The organism is Aeromicrobium sp. JP4 (assembly GCF_054957925.1).
In genome coordinates this window covers 3,256,848-3,277,142 of record NZ_CM143290.1, presented here as the reverse complement: position 1 = coordinate 3,277,142, position 20,295 = coordinate 3,256,848, and the positions used below count along the sequence as shown (strand labels likewise).

Here is a 20,295-nt window from a genome sequence, read left to right as displayed (position 1 = left end):
GGATCGTCAGAGTCCGGGGGCACCCCAGATGGCGAGCCACCGCTCCAGGTCCGGCTCGATCGGCACGTCCTGCTCGATCAGCGCCCGCATCCGCAGCTCGGTGGGGTTGTCGCGGCGGCGCGCGGCCGTCGGATCGGGGACGAACGGGTAGAAGGTCCCCCGCTTGAACAGGTACACCAGCGCCGACCGCTGCCCCTCGTAGTCGAACACCACGGTGGAGCACAGCATCGACGCGTCGAAGCCCTGGGCGGCCATCGTGGAGTTCACGGCGTGGAGGTCGGTGACCAGACCCGACACGTCGCCCGAGGGCCGCACCACCTCGAGCCACGTGAACCCGAACTCGTCGTGGTGCATCTCGACCGTGGCGGTCGGGTCGGTGCGGATCATCTCCTGCGCCGACGCGATCACCTCGTCGTCGGCGCGGCCCTCGGCGTCGCGGAAGCAGACCGCGCCGTGTCCGCTGAAGGCGAAGCCCTCGGCTTGCAGCGTCAGCGCCGCCTGCGGCACGGAGAACAGCACGTCGAGGTTGGCCTTCGGCGGCTTGCTGCGGCCGAGCAGGCCGTCGAGGAATCCCACGCTCAGTGCCTCTCGGTGAGCTCGGCGCCGATGCGCGCGAGCTGGTCGAGGCGGGCCTGCAGCGGCGGGTGGGTGGACATGAGCGCCTGAGCCGTGTCGCCCTTGAGCGCCGGCGCGATGAAGAAGGCGTTCATCGACTGCGCCTCGCGCAGGTCGGAGGTGGGGATCCGCCCCATGTCACCGGAGATCTTCACCAGCGCGGAGGCCAGCTTGGAGGGGCGGCCCGTCAGGTAGGAGCCGGAGCGGTCGGCGCTGAGCTCGCGGTAGCGCGAGAGGGCCCGCGTGAGCAGGAAGCTGACGGCCGTGACGACGAGGCTGACCAGGATCACGACGATCATCGCCGGGCCGCTGTTCTTGTCGCGGCTGCCGCCGCCGAACCACATCCCCCAGCGGGTGAGGAAGCCCGCCAGCAGACCGAGCGACGACGCGACCGTCATCACCGAGACGTCGCGGTTGGCGACGTGCGCGAGCTCGTGGGCCAGGACGCCCTCCAGCTCGTCGGCGTCGAGGCGCTGCATGATGCCGGTGGTCACGCAGACCGCGGAGTGCTTCGGCGAGCGGCCCGTGGCGAACGCGTTCGGCATGTCGGTGACCGCGACGGCGACCCGGGGCTTCGGCATGTCGGCCAGCGCCACGAGGCGGTCGATCATCGCGTGCAGCTCGGGCGCCTGGTCGGGCGTCACGACGTGGGCGCCCATCGACTTCAGCGCGAGCGAGTCGGAGAAGAACCACTGTCCCCAGGCCATGCCGACCGTGATGATCAGCGCGATCCACAGATTGCCGGCGACCGTGATGAGCATCGCCCCGAAGAGCACGTAGAGCAGGACCAGTCCCAGGCCGACCCCGCCCATCCGCAGGGTCAGCCCGCGGTCACTGCGAAATCTGGTGCGGGCCATGTCCGTCTCCCTCCACGGCGCGCGGCTCGGCGTCGACCGAGCCGAGGGCCTCGTCGAAGCGCCGCAGCAGCGCCTCGTCCTGCGACTCTCCCGGCCGGGCCAGGATGCCTTCGTTCATGAGCTCGTCGACGGCGTCGGCCGTCGCCTCCAGCTCGCGGGTGTGCCGCTCGGCGTCGGCCATGACGCGGCCGACCTCGCCGGCCGTGGCGCCGATCCCGGCGGTGGCGCCGTGGATCTCGTTGCGGGCCTGGGCCGCGGAGTACCGCGCGGCCAGCGTGTCCTTGCGGACCCGGAAGTCCTCGATCTGGCGCTCGATGGACGCGGCCGAGTTGATCAGCTGCTCCTCCTCGGAGCGCAGCTGGGCATGCCGGTCGTCGAGCTCGCCCGCGGCCTTCTCGAGCGCGACCTGGCGCTCGAGCGCCCGGCGGGCGCCGGCGTCGTCCCCGCGCGTGACCGAGGCCTTGGCCTCACTGTCGGCGGCCGCGATCTCGCGACGCAGCGACGCGAGCTGGATCTCGACGCGCTTGCGACTGGTGGCCACGTCGGCGACGCCGCGACGCACCTGGGCCAGCAGCTTCGACTGGGTGCGGTAGGCCTCGTCGAGCCGCGCGCCGACCTCCTCGATGTCGGGTCCGTCGTTGCTCGCGGACCGCGACTTGAAGATGCGCGTGACACGTGTCCAGAACCCGCCCTCAGCCATGGCCCCACCCTAACCGTGCGCTCCAGCACTCGCCCCGGCCTTGTAGGGTCGTCCGCGTGAACGACGCAGCCGACGAGACCCCCCAGCGCAAGGGTGGACCGACCCGTAGCCGCCGGGAGGCCGAGGCCGCCCGCAAGCAGCAGATGAAGCGTCCCCTGACGCGCCGCGAGCAGGCCGAGCGCGAGCGTCGCCGGCGCTCCGCCGCCCGCGACAAGCAGCGCGAGGCGCTCCTGGGCGGCGGCTCGGCCGCCGACCTCCCGGCCCGCGACCGCGGCCCGGCCAAGGCGCTCGCCCGTGACGCCGTCGACCGCCGCCGCACGGTGGCCGAGTTCATGCTCCCGCTGCTCGTCGTCATCCTGGTCCTGAGCTTCTTCCCGGCGATGGCCGAGGTGGTCTTCTCCCTCTGGACCGTCACGATCTTCGCCACCCTCATCGACGAGATCTGGCTGATCGCCGTGCTCAAGCGCGAGCTCAAGAAGCGCTTCACCCCGGCGGAGCGCCGCGGCGCGGTGCTCTACGCCGTCCTGCGCAGCACGCAGATCCGTCGCATGCGGCTGCCGAAGCCGGCCATCGCGGTCGGCCAGCCGCTGCGCGAGCACTACTGAGTCGCGAGCGGCCGGATCACTCCGGTCGCAGGGACATCGGGCCGTAGACCTCGGCCCCGTCCTCGAGCAGGCGCACCTGCTCCACCCCGTCCTCGAGCAGGTCCTCGAAGCTCGTGCCGATCCACGACTCGGCCTCGCCCCGCTGGTCGAACTCCTCGGACGTGCCGACGGTCTCGCCGGCGCTGTTCTCGTACTGCCACGTGAAGCTCATGTCAGTCCTCCTTGGTGGACGGTTCGACGAACGGGGGCTTGGTCACGGTGAACTCCTGCTGACGTCCGCGCACGTCGACGGTGACGGTGTCGCCGTCGGCGACCGTGCGGTCGAGCAGGGCCAGGCCGATCCCCTGGCGCAGCGTGGGCGAGAACGTCCCTGACGTGACCTCCCCGAGGACGCCACCGTCGGCCGCGTGCACCGCCATGCCGGGTCGCGGGATGCCGCGTCCCTGGGCCAGCAGGCCGCGCAGGGTGCGCACCGTCTTCTCCTCACGCTGGCGCTCGAGCGCCTCCTTGCCCCAGAACGTGGGCTTGGACCAGCCGACGGCCCAGCCGGCCCGCGCCATCACCGGCGAGACCTCGGCCGACAGCTCGTGGCCGTGCAGCGGGTAGCCCATCTCGGTGCGCAGCGTGTCGCGAGCGCCGAGGCCGCAGGCGCGGATGCCGAGCGACTCCCCCGCCGCCATGACGGCGTCCCAGACGGGAACGACCTCCTCGGCGGCGACGACGAGCTCGTAGCCGCGCTCGCCGGTGTAGCCGGTGCGGCACACCGTGAGCTCGACGTCGTCGATCGTGCCCTTCGTGAAGGACATGTAGTCGTGGTCCGACGGCAGCCCCAGCGCGTCGAGCAGCTCGTCGCTCAGCGGACCCTGGATGGCCAGGACCGCGAAGTCGCGGTGCTGGTTCTCGACCTCGATACCCTCGGGGGCCGCGGCGCGGAGGCGGCGCACCACCTCGGCGGTGTTCGCGGCGTTGGGGATCAGGAAGACCTCGAACTCGCTGCGCAGGTAGGCGATGAGGTCGTCGACGGTGCCGCCGTCCTCGGAGCAGCACAGCGTGTACTGGGCCTTGCCCGGCGCGATCCGGCTCAGGTCGTTGGTCAGGCAGCGGTTGACGAAGTCGACCGCGCCCGTGCCGCGCACGAGCGCCTTGCCCAAGTGGCTCACGTCGAACAGGCCGACCGCCTCGCGCACCGCCTTGTGCTCGGCGAGAACCCCGCCGCCGGCGTACTCGAGGGGCATCGACCAGCCTCCGAACTCGGAGAACTTGGCGCCGAGGGCCTCGTGCCGTTGGTGCAGGGGCGACAGGAGCAGGACCATGCGAGCCAAACTACCGCTGACTAGAGTGACGGCATGTCCACGGTCCAGTTGCGTGCCACCCTGCCCACCGTCGATGCCGTCGTCGCCCTCATCCCTTCGGGATCGGGCCTTCCGGACGGTGTCCCCTGGAGCGCCTTCGGGTTCACCGGTGAGGCCGGCGACGTCGCCGTCGTGCCCAGCGGCGACGCCCAGCTGACGGCCTGGGTGGCCACCGCCGAGCAGCCCACCGCCGAGCAGCAGCGTCGCGCCGTCGCCAAGGGCCTGCGCGCCGTGCCGAAGGCCGCCCGCGTAGGCATCGACCCGAGCCGCGTGGCCGACGCCGACCTCGCCGCCATCGCCGAGGCCGCCGTCCTGACGACCTACTACTACCTCGACTACAAGGGCGACGAGGCCCGCCGCAAGACCACCGCCGTCGACACCGTCACGATCCTGAGCCCCGACGCCCGCAAGGCCGCGGCCAAGCGCCTCGTTGACGACGCCGTCGTGATCGCGGAGGCCACGTGCGTGGCGCGCGACTGGGTCAACACGCCTCCCGGCGACCTGCGCCCGCCCGCCTTCGCCGACGCCATCAAGGCCGCCGCGCCCGCCGGCGTCCGCGTGCAGGTGTGGGACGAGAAGCGCCTCACCAAGGAGAACTGCGGCGGCATCCTCGGCGTCGGCGCCGGCTCGGACGCCCCGCCACGTCTGGTGAAGCTCACCTACAACCCCGAGGGCGCGAAGACCCACCTCGCCCTGGTGGGCAAGGGCATCACCTTCGACTCGGGCGGACTCTCGCTCAAGCCGGGCGCCTCGATGATGACGATGAAGTGCGACATGGGCGGCGCGGCCGCGATCGTCGCCGCCACCACCGCCATCGCGCGCCTCGGCCTCCCCATCCGCGTCACGGCCTTCGCCTGCATCGCCGAGAACCTGCCCAGCGGCACCGCCACGCGTCCCGGCGACGTGCTGCGCATGCGCTCGGGTGCCACGGTCGAGGTCCACAACACCGATGCCGAGGGTCGCCTCGTGCTGGCCGACGGCCTCGCCCTCGCGGTGGAGGCCAAGCCCGACCACGTCATCGACGTCGCCACCCTGACCGGCGCGGCCATGGTCGCCCTCGGCACCCGCACGACCGCGGTGCTCGGCAGCGACGAGGCGCTGCAGGACCGCGTGCTCGGAGCCGCCGAGGTGGCCGGCGAGTCGATGTGGCGCCTGCCCATCACCGAGGAGATCGGCGCAGCCGTCAAGACCTCGTCGATCGCCGACCTGCGTCAGCACAACCCGAAGCCCTACGGCGGCACGATGTACGCCGCGGCGTTCCTGCGTGAGTTCGTCGCCGACGCCTCGTGGGCGCACCTCGACATCGCCGGACCGGCGTTCAACGACGGCGCGGCCTTCGACTACACACCCGTCGGCGGCACCGGCGCGGGTGTCCGCACGCTCGTCCACCTCGCCCGCGACCTGGGCTGACCGTGGTGTCGGCGTTCGACGACCTGCTGCACGCCGAGCGCGAGGGATCGGGCTCGGCCTCGGTCTCGGCGGCGGTCGTGCGGCACGGCAGCCTGCACTGGTCCGGCGCGGTCGGCACGCTCGACGGGCGTGACCGCCCCGCGGCCACGCCCGCGTCCGCGTACCGCATCGGCTCGATCACGAAGACGTTCGTCGCGGTCGAGGTGATGCGCCTGCGCGACGAGGGGCGGCTCGACCTCGCCGACCGCATCGATCGCCACCTGCCGGACGTGCCGTTCGGCCACGTGACGATCGCGCAACTGCTCACGCACACGTCGGGGCTGCAGGCCGAGACCAACGGCCCCTGGTGGGAGCGCACGCGCGGTGGCGACTGGGACCAGCTGATCGCGTCCGGACCGGCGCTCGTGCACACGCCCGGCACGCGGTTCCACTACTCGAACGTGGGCTTCGCCGTGCTCGGGCGGCTGGTGGAGGTGCTGCGCGGCACCACCTGGTTCGAGGCGATCCGTACCGGGATCCTCGAGCCCCTCGGTCTGCACGGCATCACCCAGGGGCCGGGCGACGGGGCTGCCACCGGTCTCTCGCACCACCCCTCCGACGGCCGCCTCATGGTCGAGCCACACCACGACGCCGGCGCGATGGCCCCGGCCGGCCAGCTGTGGTCCAGCGCGGAGGACCTCTCCCGCTGGGCGGCGTTCGCCGCGGGCGACACCGGCGGGGTGCTCGCCCGGTCGAGCTGGGACGAGATGGTCGTGCCGTTGGCGGTCGACGACCGGCCGGGCGTGCCCTGGGCGACCGCGCAGGGACTCGGCTGGCGCATCTGGCCCGGCAACGGCACCGGTCGCCTCGTGGGCCACGGCGGATCGATGCCCGGCTTCCTCGCGACCGCGATCGCCCAGCCCGCGAGCGGCTGGGGCGTGGTGGTGCTGGCCAACGACACGCTGCACCTGGGCGACCTCGCCACGCGCCTGCTCGACGCGGCCACCGCGCTCGACCGGCGACCCACCGAGACCGCGCCCGCCGAGGCAGCGGAGGACGTGGCCGCGCTCGTGGGCGACTGGTACTGGGGACCGGTCCCCTACCGACTCGAGCCGACGGCCGACGGCTTCCACCTCTCGGACGTCAACGGCAACCGGCGCTCGCGGTTCGTCCGCGACGGCGACGGCTGGCGGGGGCTCGACACCTACTTCGCCGGGGAGCGCCTCGTCGTGCGCGACGACGGTGCCCTCGACCTGGCCACCTTCATCCTCAGCCGCGAGCCGTACGACCCGGCCGTGGACCATCCGGGCGGCCTCGACCCCCGCGGCTGGCACTGAGGACCCAGGGTCTCGATACGCGGGCTCGTTCCTCGCCCTGCTACTCGACCAGCGGCCTCGGTGATCGAGTGACGGCGAGCGCAGCGGCCTCGCTGATCGAGTGACGGCGGGCGCAGCGGCCTCGCTGATCGAGTGACGGCGAGCGCAGCGAGACGTTGTATCGAGATCAGGATGGAGCGCGACTAGAGGCCGAGCTTGCGGGCGGCCTGCTCCACCTGGTCCCAGCGGGCGCGGTCGCCGCCGGTGCGGTCGGGGTGGGCCTTGCCGCGCGCGGCGCGCAGGACGCGCTCGAGGTCGGACTTCGAGGGGTTGCGTGGCAGCGGCTCGGTGCCGGCGATCGTCTCGAGCGTCATGATCGCGGCGAACTGCGCAGGGCTGTAGTCGCCGCGCTCCACCTCGACGCTGGTCTTCTTCGCGCTGGCGCGGGCGTTGTAGTCACGCATCCGCTGGGGATAGCCCACGCGGTTCGCGTCGTAGAGCGGGATCTTGAGGCTGCGAGCGAGGTCGGTGGCGGCCTTCTCGTTCGGCACGCGACGGCGGGTCCACTCCCCGTCGGCGGCGACGAACACCACCGTGGTCTGGGTGACCGTGGTCTTGGGCTCGACGAAGGCCTCGACCCCGGAGCGAGAGGTCGCGAACTCCTTCAGCGCGGCCAGATCGGCTCGGCTGGCGTCGCGATCGGACACGACGGCACCGGCTGAGGTGCGTCGACGGCGTTTGAACAGGCCCACGGCGCAATTCTGCCCGACCGCACCCACCCCCATCAGGAAGCGCGCGGAACCTACCCCGAAGTCACATCCCGCGAGCCCTCCCCGGTGGCAGCCCTCACCGGACAGGTGACAAGATGACAGCAGACCACCTACCCGGAGGACATCGTGCCCGACGACGCACCCCATTCGTTCGACATCGTCATTCTCGGAGCCGGAAGCGGGGGCTACGCCTGTGCCCTGCGCGCCGTTCAGCTCGGCAAGACCGTTGCCATGATCGAGAAGGCCAAGGTGGGTGGCACGTGCCTCCACGAAGGCTGCATCCCCACCAAGGCGCTCCTGCACGCGGCCGAGGTCGCGCACGTCGCCAGCGAAGGTGACTCGATCGGCGTGCACACGTCGTTCGACGGTGTCGACATGACCAAGGTCAACGCCTACAAGCAGGGCGTCATCGACCGCCTCTACAAGGGCCTCACCGGCCTGGTGAAGTCCGGCGGCATCACCGTCGTCGAGGGCGAGGGCAAGCTCGTCGACGCCAAGACCGTCGAGGTCGACGGCCAGCGCTACACCGGCACCAACGTCGTCCTCGCCACCGGCTCGGAGCCCCGCACGCTCGGGATCGAGATCGGCGGCCGCGTGATGACCAGCGACCAGGCCCTCAAGCTCGAGGAGGTCCCGAAGCGCGCCGTCATCATCGGCGGCAGCGTCATCGGCGTCGAGTTCGCCTCCGTCTGGAACCACTTCGGCGCCGAGGTCACCATCGTCGAGGCGCTCCCCACGCTCGTCCCGCTGGAGGACCCGATCCTCAGCAAGGGCCTGGAGCGCGCGTTCCGCAAGCGCAAGATCGCCTTCAAGACCGGCGTGAAGTTCACCGGCGTCGAGCAGAACGACAACGGCGCCGTCGTCACGCTGGAGAACGGCGACACGATCGAGACCGACGTGGTCCTCGTGGCCGTCGGCCGCGGCCCCCGCTCGGCCGGCATGGGCTTCGAGGAGGCCGGTGTCACCGTCGAGCGCGGCTGGGTGCCCACCGACGAGCGCCTGCGCACCAACGTCGACGGCGTCTACGCGGTCGGCGACCTCGTGCCCGGCCTGCAGCTGGCGCACCGCGGCTTCGCCCACGGCATCTTCGTCGCCGAGGAGATCGCGGGCCTGAACCCGCGCCCGATCGTCGACGTGAACATCCCCCGCGTCACGTACTGCGAGCCCGAGCTCGCGTCGGTCGGCCTCACCGAGGCCCAGGCCAAGGACAAGCACGGCGAGGTCGAGACCGTCGAGTACAACCTCGGCGGCAACGGCAAGAGCCAGATCCTGCAGACCGCCGGTGTCGTCAAGGTGGTGCGCGAGAAGGACGGCCCGATCGTGGGCGTCCACATGCTCGGCGCGCGCATGGGCGAGCAGATCGGCGAGGCGACCCTCTGGGTGGGCTGGGAGGCCTACCCCGACGACGTCGCCGAGTTCATCCACGCCCACCCCACCCAGAACGAGTCCCTCGGCGAGGCCGCCCTCGCCCTGGCCGGCAAGCCGCTGCACTCGCACGCCTGAGAACCGAACAGGACACCACATGGCAACCGAAGTCACCCTTCCCGCGCTCGGCGAGTCGGTCACCGAAGGCACCGTCACGCAGTGGCTGAAGGCCGTCGGCGACACGATCGAGGTCGACGAGCCCCTGCTCGAGATCTCCACCGACAAGGTCGACACCGAGATCCCCTCCCCCGTCGCCGGCACGATCCTGGAGATCCGTGCCGAGGAGGACGACACCGTCGAGGTGGGCGCCGTGCTGGCGATCATCGGTGACGCGGACGAGTCCTCCTCCGACTCCGGCGACTCGGGTGAGTCGTCGCAGGCCGAGGCTGAGCCCGAGCCCGCCGCCGAGGAGCCCGCTCCCGGCGCCGGCGAGGCCGAGGAGGAGTCGCAGCCGGCTCCCGCCGAGGAGCCCGCCCCCGCGGCGGAGCCCGACGAGGAGGCCCCGGCCCCCGAGCCCGAGACGAAGCCCGCCTCGTCCGGCGGCACGAGCGGCCAGGCCGTCACGCTGCCCGCGCTCGGCGAGTCCGTCACCGAGGGCACCGTCACCCAGTGGCTCAAGTCCGTCGGCGACACCGTCGAGATCGACGAGCCGCTGCTCGAGATCTCCACCGACAAGGTCGACACCGAGATCCCGTCCCCGATCGCCGGCACGCTGCTGGAGATCAAGGTCGACGAGGACGAGACCGTCGAGGTCGGCGCCGAGCTCGCGATCATCGGCGAGGAGGGCGCAGCGCCGGCCGAGTCGGCGCCCGAGCCCGAGCCCGAGCCGGAACCCGCGCAGGAGGAGGCCCCGGCCGAGGAGCCGAAGGCCGAGGAGCCGAAGGCCGAGGAGCCCCAGCCCGAGCCGGAGCCCGAGCAGCCGAAGGAGGAGCCGAAGGCCGAGGAGCCCCAGGAGCAGCCGAAGGCCGAGGAGCCGAAGGTCGAGGTCTCCGCGTCCTCGGACGCCGGTTCGTCCGAGGGCTACGTGACCCCGATCGTCCGCAAGCTCGCCAAGCAGCACGGCGTGGACCTGTCCACCGTCACCGGCTCCGGTGTCGGCGGCCGGATCCGCAAGCAGGACATCCTCGACGCGGCCGAGAAGAGCAAGGCCGCCGAGGCTCCCGCCGCCGAGAAGCCGGCTGCCGCCTCCGCGGCGCCGTCGGCCCCGGCCTCGCCGCTGCGTGGTCGCACCGACAAGCTCAGCCGCCTGCGCAAGACCATCGCCAACCGCATGGTCGAGTCGCTGCAGGTCGCGGCCCAGCTCACGCAGGTGCACGAGGTCGACGTCACCGAGGTCGTCCGCCTGCGCGCCCAGCACAAGGACGCGTTCCTGGAGCGTGAGGGCGTCAAGCTGACGTACCTGCCGTTCTTCGCGAAGGCGGCCATCGAGGCGCTCAAGCAGTACCCGCAGGTCAACGCGGCGCTCGACCTCGAGGGGGGCACCGTCACCTACCCCGATGGCGAGCACCTCTCGATCGCGGTCGACACCGAGCGCGGCCTGTTGGCGCCCACGATCAAGGACGCCGGCGACCTCAACATCGCCGGTCTGGCCCGCAAGATCGCCGACATCGCCGATCGCACCCGGAACAACAAGATCCTTCCGGACGAGCTCTCCGGCGGCACGTTCTCGATCACGAACCTGGGCAGCAACGGCGCCCTGTTCGACACGCCGATCATCAACCAGCCGCAGGTCGCGATCCTCGGCGTCGGCTCGATCGTCAAGCGTCCGGTGGTCATCACCGACGCGAACGGCTCGGAGTCCATCGCGATCCGCTCGATGGCCTACCTGGCGCTCACGTACGACCACCGCATCATCGACGGTGCCGACGCGGGCCGCTTCCTGACCGCCATCAAGGAGCGGCTGCAGGCCGGCGCCTTCGAAGGTGAGCTGGGCTGAGCATGCGAGTTGTGATCGGGGGCGCGTCGGGATTCCTCGGCGCGCCCCTGGTCCACCACCTGCGCCAGCGTGGCCACGAGGTCACGACGCTGGTGCGGCGCACGGCAGGCGACGGCGAGTCCTGGTGGAAGCCCTCCGAGGGCCTCATCGACCAGGACCTGATCGCCCGGGCCGACGCGGTGATCAACCTGTCCGGGTCGCCGATCTCGCAGTGGCCCCGCACCCCGTCGCGCAAGCGCGAGATCCTCGCCTCGCGCCTCGGCGCCACCTCCACGCTCGCGCGCGCCGTCGCGGCCTCGCCCACCCCTCCGGCGTTCCTGTCCGGATCGGGGATGTCCTGGTACGGCGTCGACCGCGGTGACGAGGAACTCGACGAGACCTCCGGTCCCGGCACGGGCTTCCTCGCCGAGGTGGCCCAGCAGTGGGAGGCGGCAGCCGCGCCGGCCGTCGAGTCCGGCGCCCGTGTGGCCTACCTGCGCACGGCGATCGTGCTGGACAAGTCCGGTGGTGCACTGAAGCTCATGCTGCTGCCGTTCCGGCTCGGCCTGGGCGCCCGGCTCGGCGACGGGCACCAGTACTTCTCCACGATCTCCCGTCGCGACTGGGTGTCGGCGGTGACGCACGTGCTCGAGGGCGACCTCAGCGGCCCGGTGAACCTCGCGATCCCCGACGACGTCACCAACCGCGACTTCACCCGCACGCTGGCCACCACCGTGCACCGGCCGGCCGTGCTGGCCGCTCCGGCGTTCGCGATCCGGCTGGCTCTCGGCGGCCTGGCCGACGACCTCCTCGGCTCGCTGCGGGTCCGTCCCGCGGCGCTGATGGCCGACCGGTTCTCCTTCGCCGACCCGGGCATCGACCGCGTGCTGCGCACGGCCCTCGGCCGCGGCGCCTGACAGTGACAATGGGGAACGGGGTCGCCCGTCCGAGTTGACCCTTTGGCTGACCGACCTTGGTGTCCTTGCTGAGATCTGTCGCTCGGTGCGGGTGACCCCGTCCTGCACGTCACCTGGTCGAGCGTTCGTGACCTCATAGGAGCCTGGCCAGAGGCCCCGTCACTGTCTTGTCCGCCCGTTCGGTGGGTGCCGTGTCACCACCGGATGAAGGAGATGACATGTCCACGATGACAAATCTGGGCGGCGAAGTCACGGTGGGTGTCGACACGCATCTGGACACCCATGTCGCCGTCGCGCTGGACCAAGTCGGACGGGTGATCGGTGAGCGGTCGTTCGCCGCGGACCCGGCCGGCTATCGGTCGTTGTTGCGTTGGGGCACCCGGTTCGGTCCCGTTCGGGCGTTCGGGATCGAAGGAACGGGCTGTTACGGCGCCGGACTGGCCCGGGCAGCCCGAGCCGCCGGCCACCGGGTGGTCGAGGTCGACCGTCCCGACCGGCGGACTCGCCGGGCCAAGGGCAAGTCCGACCCGGTCGATGCCGAAGCCGCCGCCCGGGCCGTGATGGCCGGGACAGCGACCGGGATCCCCAAGACCCGCGACGGTGACGTCGAGGCGATCCGAGCGCTGCGGGTCGCCCGGCGCAGCGCGGTCAGGACTCGGATCCAAGTGGCCAACCAACTGCACGCGTTGGTGATCAGCGCTCCAGAACCGCTGCGTGAACAGCTGCGGCACCTCTCGACCCGCCACCTCGTCGACACCGCGGCCGCGTTGCGACCCGGACCAGCCCTGGATCCGGTCGCGGCCACCAAGCACGCCCTGCGCCAACTCGCTCGCCGTCACCAGGACGCCAACACCGACATCGCTGACCTCGACCGGCTGCTCGAGCAACTGGTTCCGCAGGCCTGTCCTGAGCTGCTCGCTCTGTTCGGCGTCGGCACCGACGTCGCCGGAACACTGCTCGTGACCGCCGGCGACAACCCGCAGCGTCTCCACAGCGATCCCGCCTTCGCCAGCCTCTGCGGCGTCGCGCCTCTGCCCGCCAGCAGCGGCAAGACCACCGGCAGACACCGGCTCAACCGCGGCGGAGACCGCCAAGCCAACGCAGCCCTTTATCGGATCGTGCTCTGCAGACTCCGTTACGACCCCGCCACCCGCGCCTACGTCGAACGACGCACCAAAGAAGGCCTCAGCAAACCCGAAATCATCCGCTGCCTCAAACGCTACGTCGCCCGAGAAGTCCGCCACGCACTACAGGCTTGACCTCCATAGGAGCATCTCAGCGCACCCGCACGATCCGCCACCAGCCGTCGCGGTGGGCGACCTCGACGATCCTGCGGTCCCACGCGTCCGCGGGCAGCCGGTGGCGCGTGCCGTCGTCGAGCACCGCCACCGTGGGGCCGAGCCGCTCGACGACCTCCACCCCGCCGGCGCCCACGCGGCACGAGGCCCGCACGGTGCGCGCGCCCTCGACCGTGATCCCCCGCTCGCGCCACGACCTCAGCCGCTCGACGTCGGCCTCGTCGGTGCCGGGAGCGTAGGCCCGGGAGAGCAGCCGCTCGTCGCCCGAGGTCCAAGCGAGGGCCCGCACGACGTCGAGCGCCGTGAGCGCGTCGCAGTGCCCCGTGAACGGCACGGCGAGGGCGGCGAGGGCCGCGATCCACTCCCCCATGGCCGCAGCCTCGCGGGTGCCCGCGTGCCGTGTCGACTCGCGGTCCACAGCCCTGCCACGATGGACCGGTGGCGACCATCCGCGCAGCGACCCCGGCCGACCTGCCGGCGATCCTCGACATCCACAACGAAGCCATCGAGAACACCACGGCGATCTGGGACGAGACGCCGGTCGACCTCGCCGATCGCCTGCACTGGTACGAGACCCGCGTCCGCGCCGGTCACCCGGTGCTGGTGGCCGACGTGCACGGCGAGGTGGCCGGCTACGCCAGCTACGGGACGTTCCGCCCGCGCGAGTCCTACCGGCACACCGTCGAGAACGCGGTCTACGTGCACCACGACCACCGACGCCGCGGCATCGCCCGCCAGCTCATGGTCGCGCTGCTGGGGCACGCCTGCGACGCGCCCGACGTCCACGTGGTGCTGGCCCTGATCGAGTCGGGGAACACGGTCTCGATCGAGCTGCACGAGGACCTCGGGTTCGAGCAGACCGGACGCCTCGAGGAGGTCGGGCGCAAGTTCGACCGCTGGCTCGACCTGACGATCCTGCGCCGCGTCGTAGGCTGAGCCCGTGCGCTACCTCCAGGACTGGTACGGCGACGCTGCGATCGACTACACGCAGGCGTGGCAGCTCCAGCGCGACCTGCACGCCGACCGCGTGGCCGACCGCATCGAGGACACGGCCCTGCTGCTGGAGCACCCGCCGGTCTACACCGCGGGCCGCCGCACCGAGCCCCACGAGCGCCCGCAGGACGGCACGCCCGTCGTCGATGTCGACCGCGGCGGCAAGATCACGTTCCACGGGCCCGGCCAGCTGGTGGGCTACCCGATCGTGAAGCTGCCTTCCCACGTGCTGGTCGTCGACTACGTGCGTCGCATCGAGGAGGCGCTGATCCGCTCGCTGTCCGACCACGGGCTGGCCACCGGCCGCGTGCCGGGTCGCTCCGGCGTGTGGCTGCCCGAGTCCGCGGGTCGCCCCGAGCGCAAGATCGCCGCGATCGGCATCCGCGTCTCGCGCGGCGTGGCGATGCACGGCTTCAGCCTCAACTGCGACGTCGACCTGGGCTGGTACGACCGCTTCGTCCCGTGCGGCATCGCCGACGCGGGCGTGACCTCGCTCGACCGCGAGATCGGACGCGACGCCGCCCCGCGCGACGTGGCGCCCACGGTGATCGCCCACCTCGACGACCTGCTGACGTGGCGCACCTACGAGCCCTCCCCCGACATCGACCGCGTCCAGCACGCGGCGGTCCCGCTGCTCTGATCACCGGACGCCACGTAGGGTGGTGACCGTGACCATCGCTCCCGAAGGACGCAAGATGTTGCGGCTCGAGGTCCGCAACGCCGAGACCCCCATCGAGAAGAAGCCCGCGTGGATCAAGACGCGCGCCAAGATGGGGCCGGAGTACAACGAGCTGATGAAGCTCGTGAAGAGCGAGGGCCTGCACACGGTCTGTCAGGAAGCCGGCTGTCCCAACATCTTCGAGTGCTGGGAGGACCGCGAGGCCACCTTCCTCATCGGCGGCGAGCAGTGCACGCGCCGCTGCGACTTCTGCCAGATCGACACCGGCAAGCCCTCGGATCTCGATCGTGACGAGCCCCGCCGCGTGGCCGAGAGCGTCCGCACGATGGAGCTGAAGTACGCCACCATCACCGGCGTCGCCCGCGACGACCTGCCCGACGGCGGCGCGTGGCTCTACGCCGAGACGGTCCGCAAGATCCACGAGCTCAACCCGGGCACCGGCGTGGAGAACCTCATCCCCGACTTCAACGGCATCCCCGAGCTGCTGACCGAGGTCTTCGAGTCGCGTCCCGAGGTGCTCGCGCACAACGTCGAGACCGTGCCGAGGATCTTCAAGCGCATCCGCCCGGCGTTCCGCTACGAGCGCTCGCTCGACGTGCTGACGCAGGCGCGGGCCTTCGGCCTGGTCACGAAGTCCAACCTGATCCTGGGCCTGGGCGAGACGCGCGAGGAGGTCTCGCAGGCGCTGCGCGACCTGCACGCGGCCGGTTGCGAGCTCATCACGATCACCCAGTACCTGCGCCCCTCGGCCCGTCACCACCCCGTCGAGCGGTGGGTCAAGCCCGAGGAGTTCGTCGAGCTGCAGCAGGAGGCCGACGAGATCGGATTCTCCGGTGTGATGTCCGGACCGCTGGTCCGTTCGTCCTACCGCGCGGGAAGGCTCTACCAGCAGGCCATGGACGCTCGGGCCTGACGTAGAATCGGGCTCATGTCCAGCCCCGCTCCCGCAGCACCCACCGGACGCATCGCGCAGCTGCGCAACGCGTACCAGATGACCAAGCGGACGCAGCCGCGTCTCGGCCTGCTCCTGCTCGGTGTCTTCGTGCTCACCGCCGCCGCCATGGCGGCGCTGTCCCTGCTCATCTTCGGGATCTGGTGGCTGGGCATCATCATCGCGGTCCTGCTCTCGCTGACCACCGCCCTGCTGGTCACGATGATCGTGTTCGGCAAGCGCGCCGAGAAGTCGATGTACGAGCAGGCCGAGGGCCAGCTGGGTGCCGGCGCGGGCGCGCTGCAGATGCTGCGCCGCGGCTGGGACGTCAAGCCCGCCGTCGGCTTCACGAAGCAGCAGGACGTGGTGCACCGACTGGTGGGGCGTCCCGGCGTCGTCCTGGTCGGCGAGGGCCAGCACGCCCGCGTGAGCAACCTGCTCGGCTCCGAGGTCAAGAAGCACCGCCGCATCGTCGGCGACGGCGTCCCGATCACCACGCTCATCGTGGGTCGCGGCGACGGCGAGGTGCCCCTGCCCCAGCTGGTGAAGCGGGTCAAGAAGCTCAAGAAGGCCATCAAGCCGGCGCAGCAGACCGACGTGCTCTACAAGCTGAAGGCGCTCGACGCGATGCGCCCCGCCGCCCCGATGCCGCGCGGCCCGGTGCCCACCAGCACCAAGGGCGCCCGCAAGATGATGCGCGGCTGACCCAGCCTCCGCCTCCGCCCCCGCCACCACCGCGAGTGGCGGGCGTTGTCGCGCCCCTCGGTGATCGAGTAGCTGGCGAGCGCAGCGAGACGCGTATCGAGATCAAGCCTGGCTGCGGCGAACCTAGGCCTTGACGACCTTGCTGCCCGCAGCGAGGTCGTGCAGGCCGCGCTTGTCGTCGGTCATCACGATGGCGGGGATCACGAGGCTCAGCAGCACGGTGCGCAGCAGCGCCCGCAGCACACCGATCGGGCGTCCGTCGGGGTTGATCAGCCGCAGGCCCATGATGCGCTTGCCGATCGAGAACCCGGTGATCCCGACGAGGATCGCGACCTCGACGACGAATACGCCGTTGATGATCAGCTGGTCGCGGATGCCGTCAGGCGGGAACCGCACCCCGGTCCACCCGAACAGCGCCACGGCGGAGAACGAGGCGATCACCCAGTCGATCAGCAGCGCCACCAGGCGCCGCCCCAGGGACGGCTCGTCGAAGGTCTCGGTCACGGGCCCAGCCTAGGCAGCGGCACCGCCCTCGGCTTCGACGCCTACGGTCTCGCGCCCGGATCGTGGCAGGAGCAGGCAGTCCTTCGCCGGCGGAACCAGCAACGACAACGACGAGCAGCAGGTCAACAGAACCCCGTGCCTAGGTCGCTGAGTTGATGCACCTCTGACGCTCCGAGCTCGGCGAACCGCCGGAGGGCATGGCGCGCCCACGGCCAGGCGCCATGAACGTCACCAAGTAGCCGAGCTTTGTGCCCTGGCATGGGTGGACCGGCTCGCGGAGCGCCCCGCGTGGCAGTTCAGCACACCAGCCAACTTGACGAACACGTCCGGCCGGATTAGTCAGGCGTCGGCCAGCCAGGCGTTCCGGACGACGGCCCACGCCTCGTCGGGGCCGACCCGGACTACGCACTGGTGGCCCAGCGCCGTGGTCCACTCGTCTTCAGTCGGCGCGCTGGCGAACATGAAGGACGCTGGCCCGCGGGCGGTGGGGCCGTGCTTGACGAACAGGTCTACGGCCTCGGTGGTGACTGCGCCACGCTGAGCGAGTGCCCAGAGGTCGTACAGGTCGCGTGGGGCTGCACGTTCGCACCATGCGGCGAGCTTGGAAGCGGCGAAGGCAGCGAGCGTTGGGACGCGCATGGTGGCGGCGGGAACGCCGGCGTACCGCTGATACAGGCTGACAACCTCTGTGGGCCAGGCGGGATAGCCGGTGCCGTCGAGGAGCTGCACCTGCACCTGGAGGCCGGCGACCTGCAAGACCGCCGGCTCTGAGCCGCGGGTGATGGTGAGTTCCGGCAGCCAAGTCACCTCACCGTAAGTCCTGGCCAGCGCACGCGAGACGACGCGGTCCATATCGTTGGCGACGTCAGCGCGACGACCCAGGGCGATCAGATCGATGTCCTCACTGAGCCGCAGATCGGGCAGGTGGGTACGGCTGAGCGCGGTGCCACCAAAGAACATCAGCCGGTCATCGGGCAGCTTCGACAAAGCGAACAGGATGTGCGAGATCAGCTTGTCGCGCTCGACCTGTGCGTTGCCGACGCCGAACTGCTCGGCGACACGAGCCTCGTCTGTGGCCGCCGGCGGGTCGGACGGTCCGGTCATCACGCAGTCCTGACGAGCTCAGCGGCGCGGCGGCCGAAGTTGTTCTCGTCGGCGAGCTCGAGCAGGTACTCGGTGTCAACGCGCGGCATCAGGTTCGCGATCGCGCCACGAGCCTCGACCTCAAGGCCTCCCAGGGTCGGGCGTCGTGCGAGGTCGAGGACGGTCTGCTCGACGGTAGTGACCAGGACGTGGCCGGTTTCCACGGGCATCCGCACCGCGTCGAGACGGTCGGTGTCGCGGGCGACAAAGAGGACTCGGCCTCCGTCATCGAGGGTGATGGGGGTGTGCTGGCGTGGGATGGCGACGATGCCGACACCGATTGCGCGAGGAAGCGCCCCGTGGATGCGTGCTGCGGTCAGGCCCATGAGGACGACATCCTCGTCGGGATAGGCGGTCGTTGCGATAGCCGCGGCGGCGGTCTCGATAGTGGGCCGCCATGCGAGGGGCTGGTCGTCCGGCGGAGCCATGTAGTAGCCGGGAGCAAGCCGAATCAGCTCACCCTTCGCAGCGTGGTGGCGCAGGAGGGCGCGCGGGTTCGCGTACTTGTCCGCGAGGTTCACCGGGCGTGCGGCGCGGAGTTGCGCACGTGCGACATCTCGGAGTGCAGTCATGTCCCGTCCTTCGCTATTAATGAAATCGTAGCATGAGACACTACGATTTCATTAGTGGATCCCCTGAGCGGTCACAGAGAGTTACCGCCAACGTCCCCGAACGCCTCGTCGGGCCCGAATTTCTCGCCTTCTTCCTGATCTTCGTCTGGTGATGTGATTCGGCCTCGCACTGGCCTTCCAGTCGCGGCGTGACCTGGCGAGCGGACTGTCAAGGCGCGAGGTGCAGCCGCGCGGAGGCCTCGGCTCGGACCGTCGCCGTGTCGGGGAGGCCCGGCGGTACGAGTGGCAGCCGCGCGCGGCGCGTCACCCGGACGTCGACGCGGTCGTCGGTGGTGACCAAGGTGAGGCTCACGTCGGTCGGGACGATCCCGGCCGTCAGCGCGCGGGCGTCGGCAGCGTCGAGGGTCGCCTCGTCCGTGAGACCGCCGAGGTAGACGCGGTCGCGGTCGAGGCCGTCGGCGGCGTGCAGCGCGACCCGGTCGGCGAGGTTCATCAGCTCGCGCCGCTCGAGGAACGCGGCCGAGGCGTTCACCACCACGACGACGAGCAGGCCCAGCACCGCGAGGAACCCCACCGTCAGCACCGTGACGTTGCCGCGATCGCGGGTCCTCACGGTGCGGCCCTGTACCGGCCGAAGGGCTCGGTATGGGTGGAGGCGACGTCGAACGCTGCGATGGGATCGCCGAAGAGGTCCGGGGCCAGTGGGAGACGCTGGGACGATCGCACCCGGACGACCACGCTGGAGCCGGGCGCGAAGCACTCGGGCCGGCACTCGGTGGAGATCGAGCCACCGACGACGTCGTGGTCGGCCAAGACCAGGCGCGCCGCGACTCGGGCTCGCGCCTCGGCCTCGGTCGGGCTCTCGGACTGGATGAAGGCGCGCGCCGCAGCCTCGCTCGCGGCCGTGACCCCGTAGGCCGCGCGCTGGGTCTCGAACACCGCGACCACGATGTAGACCAGCGGCACGAGCAGCAGCAGGGTCAGCCAGGTGAACTCCACGGTCGCGCTCCCCCGCTCGCCCCTCATGGGGCCTCCTGACGGACGGCCCGGCCCACCGCATCCACGGCGACACCTGGGCCCCACAGCCCGAGTGGCGGCACCTCGGCGCTGACGCGCACCTCGATGACCGGGATCCCGTCCACCTGCGCCTCCCGGACGTTCACGTCCTCGGCGTACCGGTCGGCCAGGGTCGTCCGCAGCACCTCGCGGGCCCGCACCCGCGCCTCGCCGATCGGCGCGTCCAACGACGCTGCGGCTCGGGCACCGTCGGACGCGGCGGCCGTCATCGTGTTCCGCACGTGCATCACGAGGGCGACTTGGGCGATGGCGAACACCAGTGGGATCAGCACCATCAGCACCATCACGAACTCGGGGACCGCGGAGCCGCGCTCGTCGCGCAGCGGCCGCCGCGTGCGCACGCTCAGCCGCCGACGGACGACAGCGCCTGGTTGAGCATGGCCGACAGCCTCGGGCCGGCCATCGCGGTGAGCCCGACGACGATGCCTGCCGTCATGAGCGTGATCATGACCCAGCCGGGTACGTCACCTCGCTCGTGATGGCGGCGGCGGCGCAGCTGCTCGATCCGTGACGTCATGCGGTCTCCTTCATC

General features: G+C 71.1%; 25 protein-coding genes. 11 read left to right on the top strand and 14 right to left on the bottom strand.

Going from position 1 to position 20,295, the window contains the following annotated elements; all coding sequences use genetic code 11:
- Positions 1–6: 6 nt before the first annotated feature.
- Genes pspAB through ACY1JX_RS16150 form a run of 3 tightly spaced genes read right to left on the bottom strand, consistent with a single transcriptional unit; the run spans position 7 to position 2,172 of the window.
- Positions 7–576, bottom strand: a complete 570-nt coding sequence (gene pspAB / locus ACY1JX_RS16160; protein ID WP_181756737.1) for a PspA-associated protein PspAB — start codon at positions 574–576, stop codon at positions 7–9.
- Between the two features lie 2 nt (positions 577–578).
- Positions 579–1,472 carry a zinc metalloprotease HtpX gene (gene htpX, locus ACY1JX_RS16155; protein ID WP_462564606.1) on the bottom strand — a complete coding sequence of 298 codons (894 nt, stop codon included), beginning with the start codon at positions 1,470–1,472 and terminating at the stop codon, positions 579–581.
- The gene (locus tag ACY1JX_RS16150) at positions 1,447–2,172 is read right to left on the bottom strand and encodes a PspA/IM30 family protein (protein ID WP_462564605.1); all 726 of its coding nucleotides are present in this window, start codon (positions 2,170–2,172) and stop codon (positions 1,447–1,449) included. The genes htpX and ACY1JX_RS16150 overlap by 26 nt, the downstream gene beginning before the upstream one ends.
- 56 nt (positions 2,173–2,228) lie before the next feature.
- Between ACY1JX_RS16150 and ACY1JX_RS16145 the strand changes: the two genes are divergently transcribed.
- Positions 2,229–2,777, top strand: a complete 549-nt coding sequence (locus ACY1JX_RS16145; RefSeq protein WP_181756734.1) for a DUF3043 domain-containing protein — start codon at positions 2,229–2,231, stop codon at positions 2,775–2,777.
- Between the two features lie 16 nt (positions 2,778–2,793).
- Here ACY1JX_RS16145 and ACY1JX_RS16140 read toward each other — a convergent pair whose 3' ends face one another.
- Both ACY1JX_RS16140 and gcvT read right to left on the bottom strand, forming a co-directional pair.
- Positions 2,794–2,988, bottom strand: a complete 195-nt coding sequence (locus tag ACY1JX_RS16140) for a hypothetical protein (RefSeq protein WP_462564604.1) — start codon at positions 2,986–2,988, stop codon at positions 2,794–2,796.
- Between the two features lies 1 nt (position 2,989).
- Complete coding sequence (gcvT, locus tag ACY1JX_RS16135; protein ID WP_462564603.1) at positions 2,990–4,090, bottom strand: glycine cleavage system aminomethyltransferase GcvT; 1,101 nt, start codon at positions 4,088–4,090, stop codon at positions 2,990–2,992.
- Between the two features lie 33 nt (positions 4,091–4,123).
- Between gcvT and ACY1JX_RS16130 the strand changes: the two genes are divergently transcribed.
- Together ACY1JX_RS16130 and ACY1JX_RS16125 are read left to right on the top strand one after the other, a co-directional pair.
- The gene (locus ACY1JX_RS16130) at positions 4,124–5,539 is read left to right on the top strand and encodes a leucyl aminopeptidase (RefSeq protein WP_462564602.1); all 1,416 of its coding nucleotides are present in this window, start codon (positions 4,124–4,126) and stop codon (positions 5,537–5,539) included.
- A 5-nt stretch (positions 5,540–5,544) separates the two neighbouring features.
- Entirely contained in the window at positions 5,545–6,855 is a 1,311-nt protein-coding gene (locus ACY1JX_RS16125; protein WP_462564601.1) for a serine hydrolase domain-containing protein, read from the top strand.
- 182 nt (positions 6,856–7,037) lie between these two features.
- Here the strand turns inward: ACY1JX_RS16125 and ACY1JX_RS16120 are convergent, their stop codons facing one another.
- Positions 7,038–7,541 carry a hypothetical protein gene (locus ACY1JX_RS16120; RefSeq protein WP_206680097.1) on the bottom strand — a complete coding sequence of 168 codons (504 nt, stop codon included), beginning with the start codon at positions 7,539–7,541 and terminating at the stop codon, positions 7,038–7,040.
- 189 nt (positions 7,542–7,730) lie between these two features.
- On the opposite strand from ACY1JX_RS16120, the gene lpdA reads away from it, so the two are divergent.
- From lpdA to ACY1JX_RS16100, 4 genes are all read left to right on the top strand, one after another.
- A complete protein-coding gene (lpdA, locus tag ACY1JX_RS16115; RefSeq protein WP_462564600.1) occupies positions 7,731–9,107 on the top strand; it encodes a dihydrolipoyl dehydrogenase in 1,377 nt (458 codons plus the stop codon).
- Between the two features lie 19 nt (positions 9,108–9,126).
- Positions 9,127–10,965 (top strand): 2-oxoglutarate dehydrogenase, E2 component, dihydrolipoamide succinyltransferase, encoded by a 1,839-nt coding sequence (gene sucB / locus ACY1JX_RS16110; protein ID WP_462564599.1) that lies wholly within the window; start codon positions 9,127–9,129, stop codon positions 10,963–10,965.
- Positions 10,966–10,967: 2 nt separating this feature from the next.
- Complete coding sequence (locus ACY1JX_RS16105) at positions 10,968–11,861, top strand: TIGR01777 family oxidoreductase (protein ID WP_181756728.1); 894 nt, start codon at positions 10,968–10,970, stop codon at positions 11,859–11,861.
- 218 nt (positions 11,862–12,079) lie between these two features.
- Complete coding sequence (locus ACY1JX_RS16100) at positions 12,080–13,120, top strand: IS110 family RNA-guided transposase (protein ID WP_462564365.1); 1,041 nt, start codon at positions 12,080–12,082, stop codon at positions 13,118–13,120.
- Between the two features lie 16 nt (positions 13,121–13,136).
- On the opposite strand, the gene ACY1JX_RS16095 is transcribed toward ACY1JX_RS16100, so the two are convergent.
- The gene (locus ACY1JX_RS16095) at positions 13,137–13,529 is read right to left on the bottom strand and encodes a hypothetical protein (protein WP_462564598.1); all 393 of its coding nucleotides are present in this window, start codon (positions 13,527–13,529) and stop codon (positions 13,137–13,139) included.
- 68 nt (positions 13,530–13,597) lie between these two features.
- Between ACY1JX_RS16095 and ACY1JX_RS16090 the strand changes: the two genes are divergently transcribed.
- The 4 genes from ACY1JX_RS16090 to ACY1JX_RS16075 are packed head-to-tail and all read left to right on the top strand — an operon-like array spanning position 13,598 to position 16,467.
- Positions 13,598–14,095 (top strand): N-acetyltransferase family protein, encoded by a 498-nt coding sequence (locus tag ACY1JX_RS16090; RefSeq protein ID WP_462564597.1) that lies wholly within the window; start codon positions 13,598–13,600, stop codon positions 14,093–14,095.
- A gap of 4 nt (positions 14,096–14,099) precedes the next feature.
- A complete protein-coding gene (lipB, locus tag ACY1JX_RS16085) occupies positions 14,100–14,792 on the top strand; it encodes a lipoyl(octanoyl) transferase LipB (protein ID WP_462564596.1) in 693 nt (230 codons plus the stop codon).
- A gap of 55 nt (positions 14,793–14,847) precedes the next feature.
- The gene (lipA, locus tag ACY1JX_RS16080) at positions 14,848–15,744 is read left to right on the top strand and encodes a lipoyl synthase (RefSeq protein ID WP_078701445.1); all 897 of its coding nucleotides are present in this window, start codon (positions 14,848–14,850) and stop codon (positions 15,742–15,744) included.
- Positions 15,745–15,759: 15 nt separating this feature from the next.
- Entirely contained in the window at positions 15,760–16,467 is a 708-nt protein-coding gene (locus ACY1JX_RS16075) for a DUF4191 domain-containing protein (RefSeq protein WP_462564595.1), read from the top strand.
- A 123-nt stretch (positions 16,468–16,590) separates the two neighbouring features.
- Here the strand turns inward: ACY1JX_RS16075 and ACY1JX_RS16070 are convergent, their stop codons facing one another.
- The 7 genes from ACY1JX_RS16070 to ACY1JX_RS16040 form a co-directional block, all read right to left on the bottom strand.
- A complete protein-coding gene (locus ACY1JX_RS16070; protein ID WP_462564594.1) occupies positions 16,591–16,971 on the bottom strand; it encodes an RDD family protein in 381 nt (126 codons plus the stop codon).
- Between the two features lie 339 nt (positions 16,972–17,310).
- The gene (locus ACY1JX_RS16065; RefSeq protein ID WP_462564593.1) at positions 17,311–18,075 is read right to left on the bottom strand and encodes a nucleotidyl transferase AbiEii/AbiGii toxin family protein; all 765 of its coding nucleotides are present in this window, start codon (positions 18,073–18,075) and stop codon (positions 17,311–17,313) included.
- Positions 18,075–18,635 (bottom strand): type IV toxin-antitoxin system AbiEi family antitoxin domain-containing protein, encoded by a 561-nt coding sequence (locus ACY1JX_RS16060; protein WP_462564592.1) that lies wholly within the window; start codon positions 18,633–18,635, stop codon positions 18,075–18,077. Before ACY1JX_RS16060 ends, ACY1JX_RS16065 begins: the two co-directional genes overlap by 1 nt.
- 259 nt (positions 18,636–18,894) lie before the next feature.
- Positions 18,895–19,299 (bottom strand): pilus assembly protein TadG-related protein, encoded by a 405-nt coding sequence (locus ACY1JX_RS16055; RefSeq protein WP_462564591.1) that lies wholly within the window; start codon positions 19,297–19,299, stop codon positions 18,895–18,897.
- Complete coding sequence (locus ACY1JX_RS16050) at positions 19,296–19,685, bottom strand: hypothetical protein (RefSeq protein WP_462564590.1); 390 nt, start codon at positions 19,683–19,685, stop codon at positions 19,296–19,298. Before ACY1JX_RS16050 ends, ACY1JX_RS16055 begins: the two co-directional genes overlap by 4 nt.
- A 23-nt stretch (positions 19,686–19,708) precedes the next feature.
- Positions 19,709–20,104: a TadE/TadG family type IV pilus assembly protein gene (locus ACY1JX_RS16045; RefSeq protein ID WP_462564589.1), complete on the bottom strand. Its 396-nt coding sequence runs from the start codon at positions 20,102–20,104 to the stop codon at positions 19,709–19,711.
- A 2-nt stretch (positions 20,105–20,106) separates the two neighbouring features.
- On the bottom strand, positions 20,107–20,280 hold the full coding sequence (locus ACY1JX_RS16040; protein WP_181756722.1) for a hypothetical protein: 174 nt from the start codon (positions 20,278–20,280) through the stop codon (positions 20,107–20,109).
- Positions 20,281–20,295 lie beyond the last annotated feature (15 nt).

Bases quoted from the DNA above. Each gene is read 5' to 3' on its own strand.
- htpX (WP_462564606.1), bottom strand. From the start codon at position 1,472: ATGGCCCGCACCAGATTTCGCAGTGACCGCGGGCTGACCCTGCGGATG.
- ACY1JX_RS16150 (WP_462564605.1), bottom strand. From the start codon at position 2,172: ATGGCTGAGGGCGGGTTCTGGACACGTGTCACGCGCATCTTCAAGTCG.
- ACY1JX_RS16140 (WP_462564604.1), bottom strand. From the start codon at position 2,988: ATGAGCTTCACGTGGCAGTACGAGAACAGCGCCGGCGAGACCGTCGGC.
- gcvT (WP_462564603.1), bottom strand. From the start codon at position 4,090: ATGGTCCTGCTCCTGTCGCCCCTGCACCAACGGCACGAGGCCCTCGGC.
- ACY1JX_RS16130 (WP_462564602.1), top strand. From the start codon at position 4,124: ATGTCCACGGTCCAGTTGCGTGCCACCCTGCCCACCGTCGATGCCGTC.
- sucB (WP_462564599.1), top strand. From the start codon at position 9,127: ATGGCAACCGAAGTCACCCTTCCCGCGCTCGGCGAGTCGGTCACCGAA.
- ACY1JX_RS16105 (WP_181756728.1), top strand. From the start codon at position 10,968: ATGCGAGTTGTGATCGGGGGCGCGTCGGGATTCCTCGGCGCGCCCCTG.
- ACY1JX_RS16100 (WP_462564365.1), top strand. From the start codon at position 12,080: ATGTCCACGATGACAAATCTGGGCGGCGAAGTCACGGTGGGTGTCGAC.
- ACY1JX_RS16095 (WP_462564598.1), bottom strand. From the start codon at position 13,529: ATGGGGGAGTGGATCGCGGCCCTCGCCGCCCTCGCCGTGCCGTTCACG.
- lipA (WP_078701445.1), top strand. From the start codon at position 14,848: ATGTTGCGGCTCGAGGTCCGCAACGCCGAGACCCCCATCGAGAAGAAG.
- ACY1JX_RS16075 (WP_462564595.1), top strand. From the start codon at position 15,760: ATGTCCAGCCCCGCTCCCGCAGCACCCACCGGACGCATCGCGCAGCTG.
- ACY1JX_RS16065 (WP_462564593.1), bottom strand. From the start codon at position 18,075: ATGACCGGACCGTCCGACCCGCCGGCGGCCACAGACGAGGCTCGTGTC.
- ACY1JX_RS16040 (WP_181756722.1), bottom strand. From the start codon at position 20,280: ATGACGTCACGGATCGAGCAGCTGCGCCGCCGCCGCCATCACGAGCGA.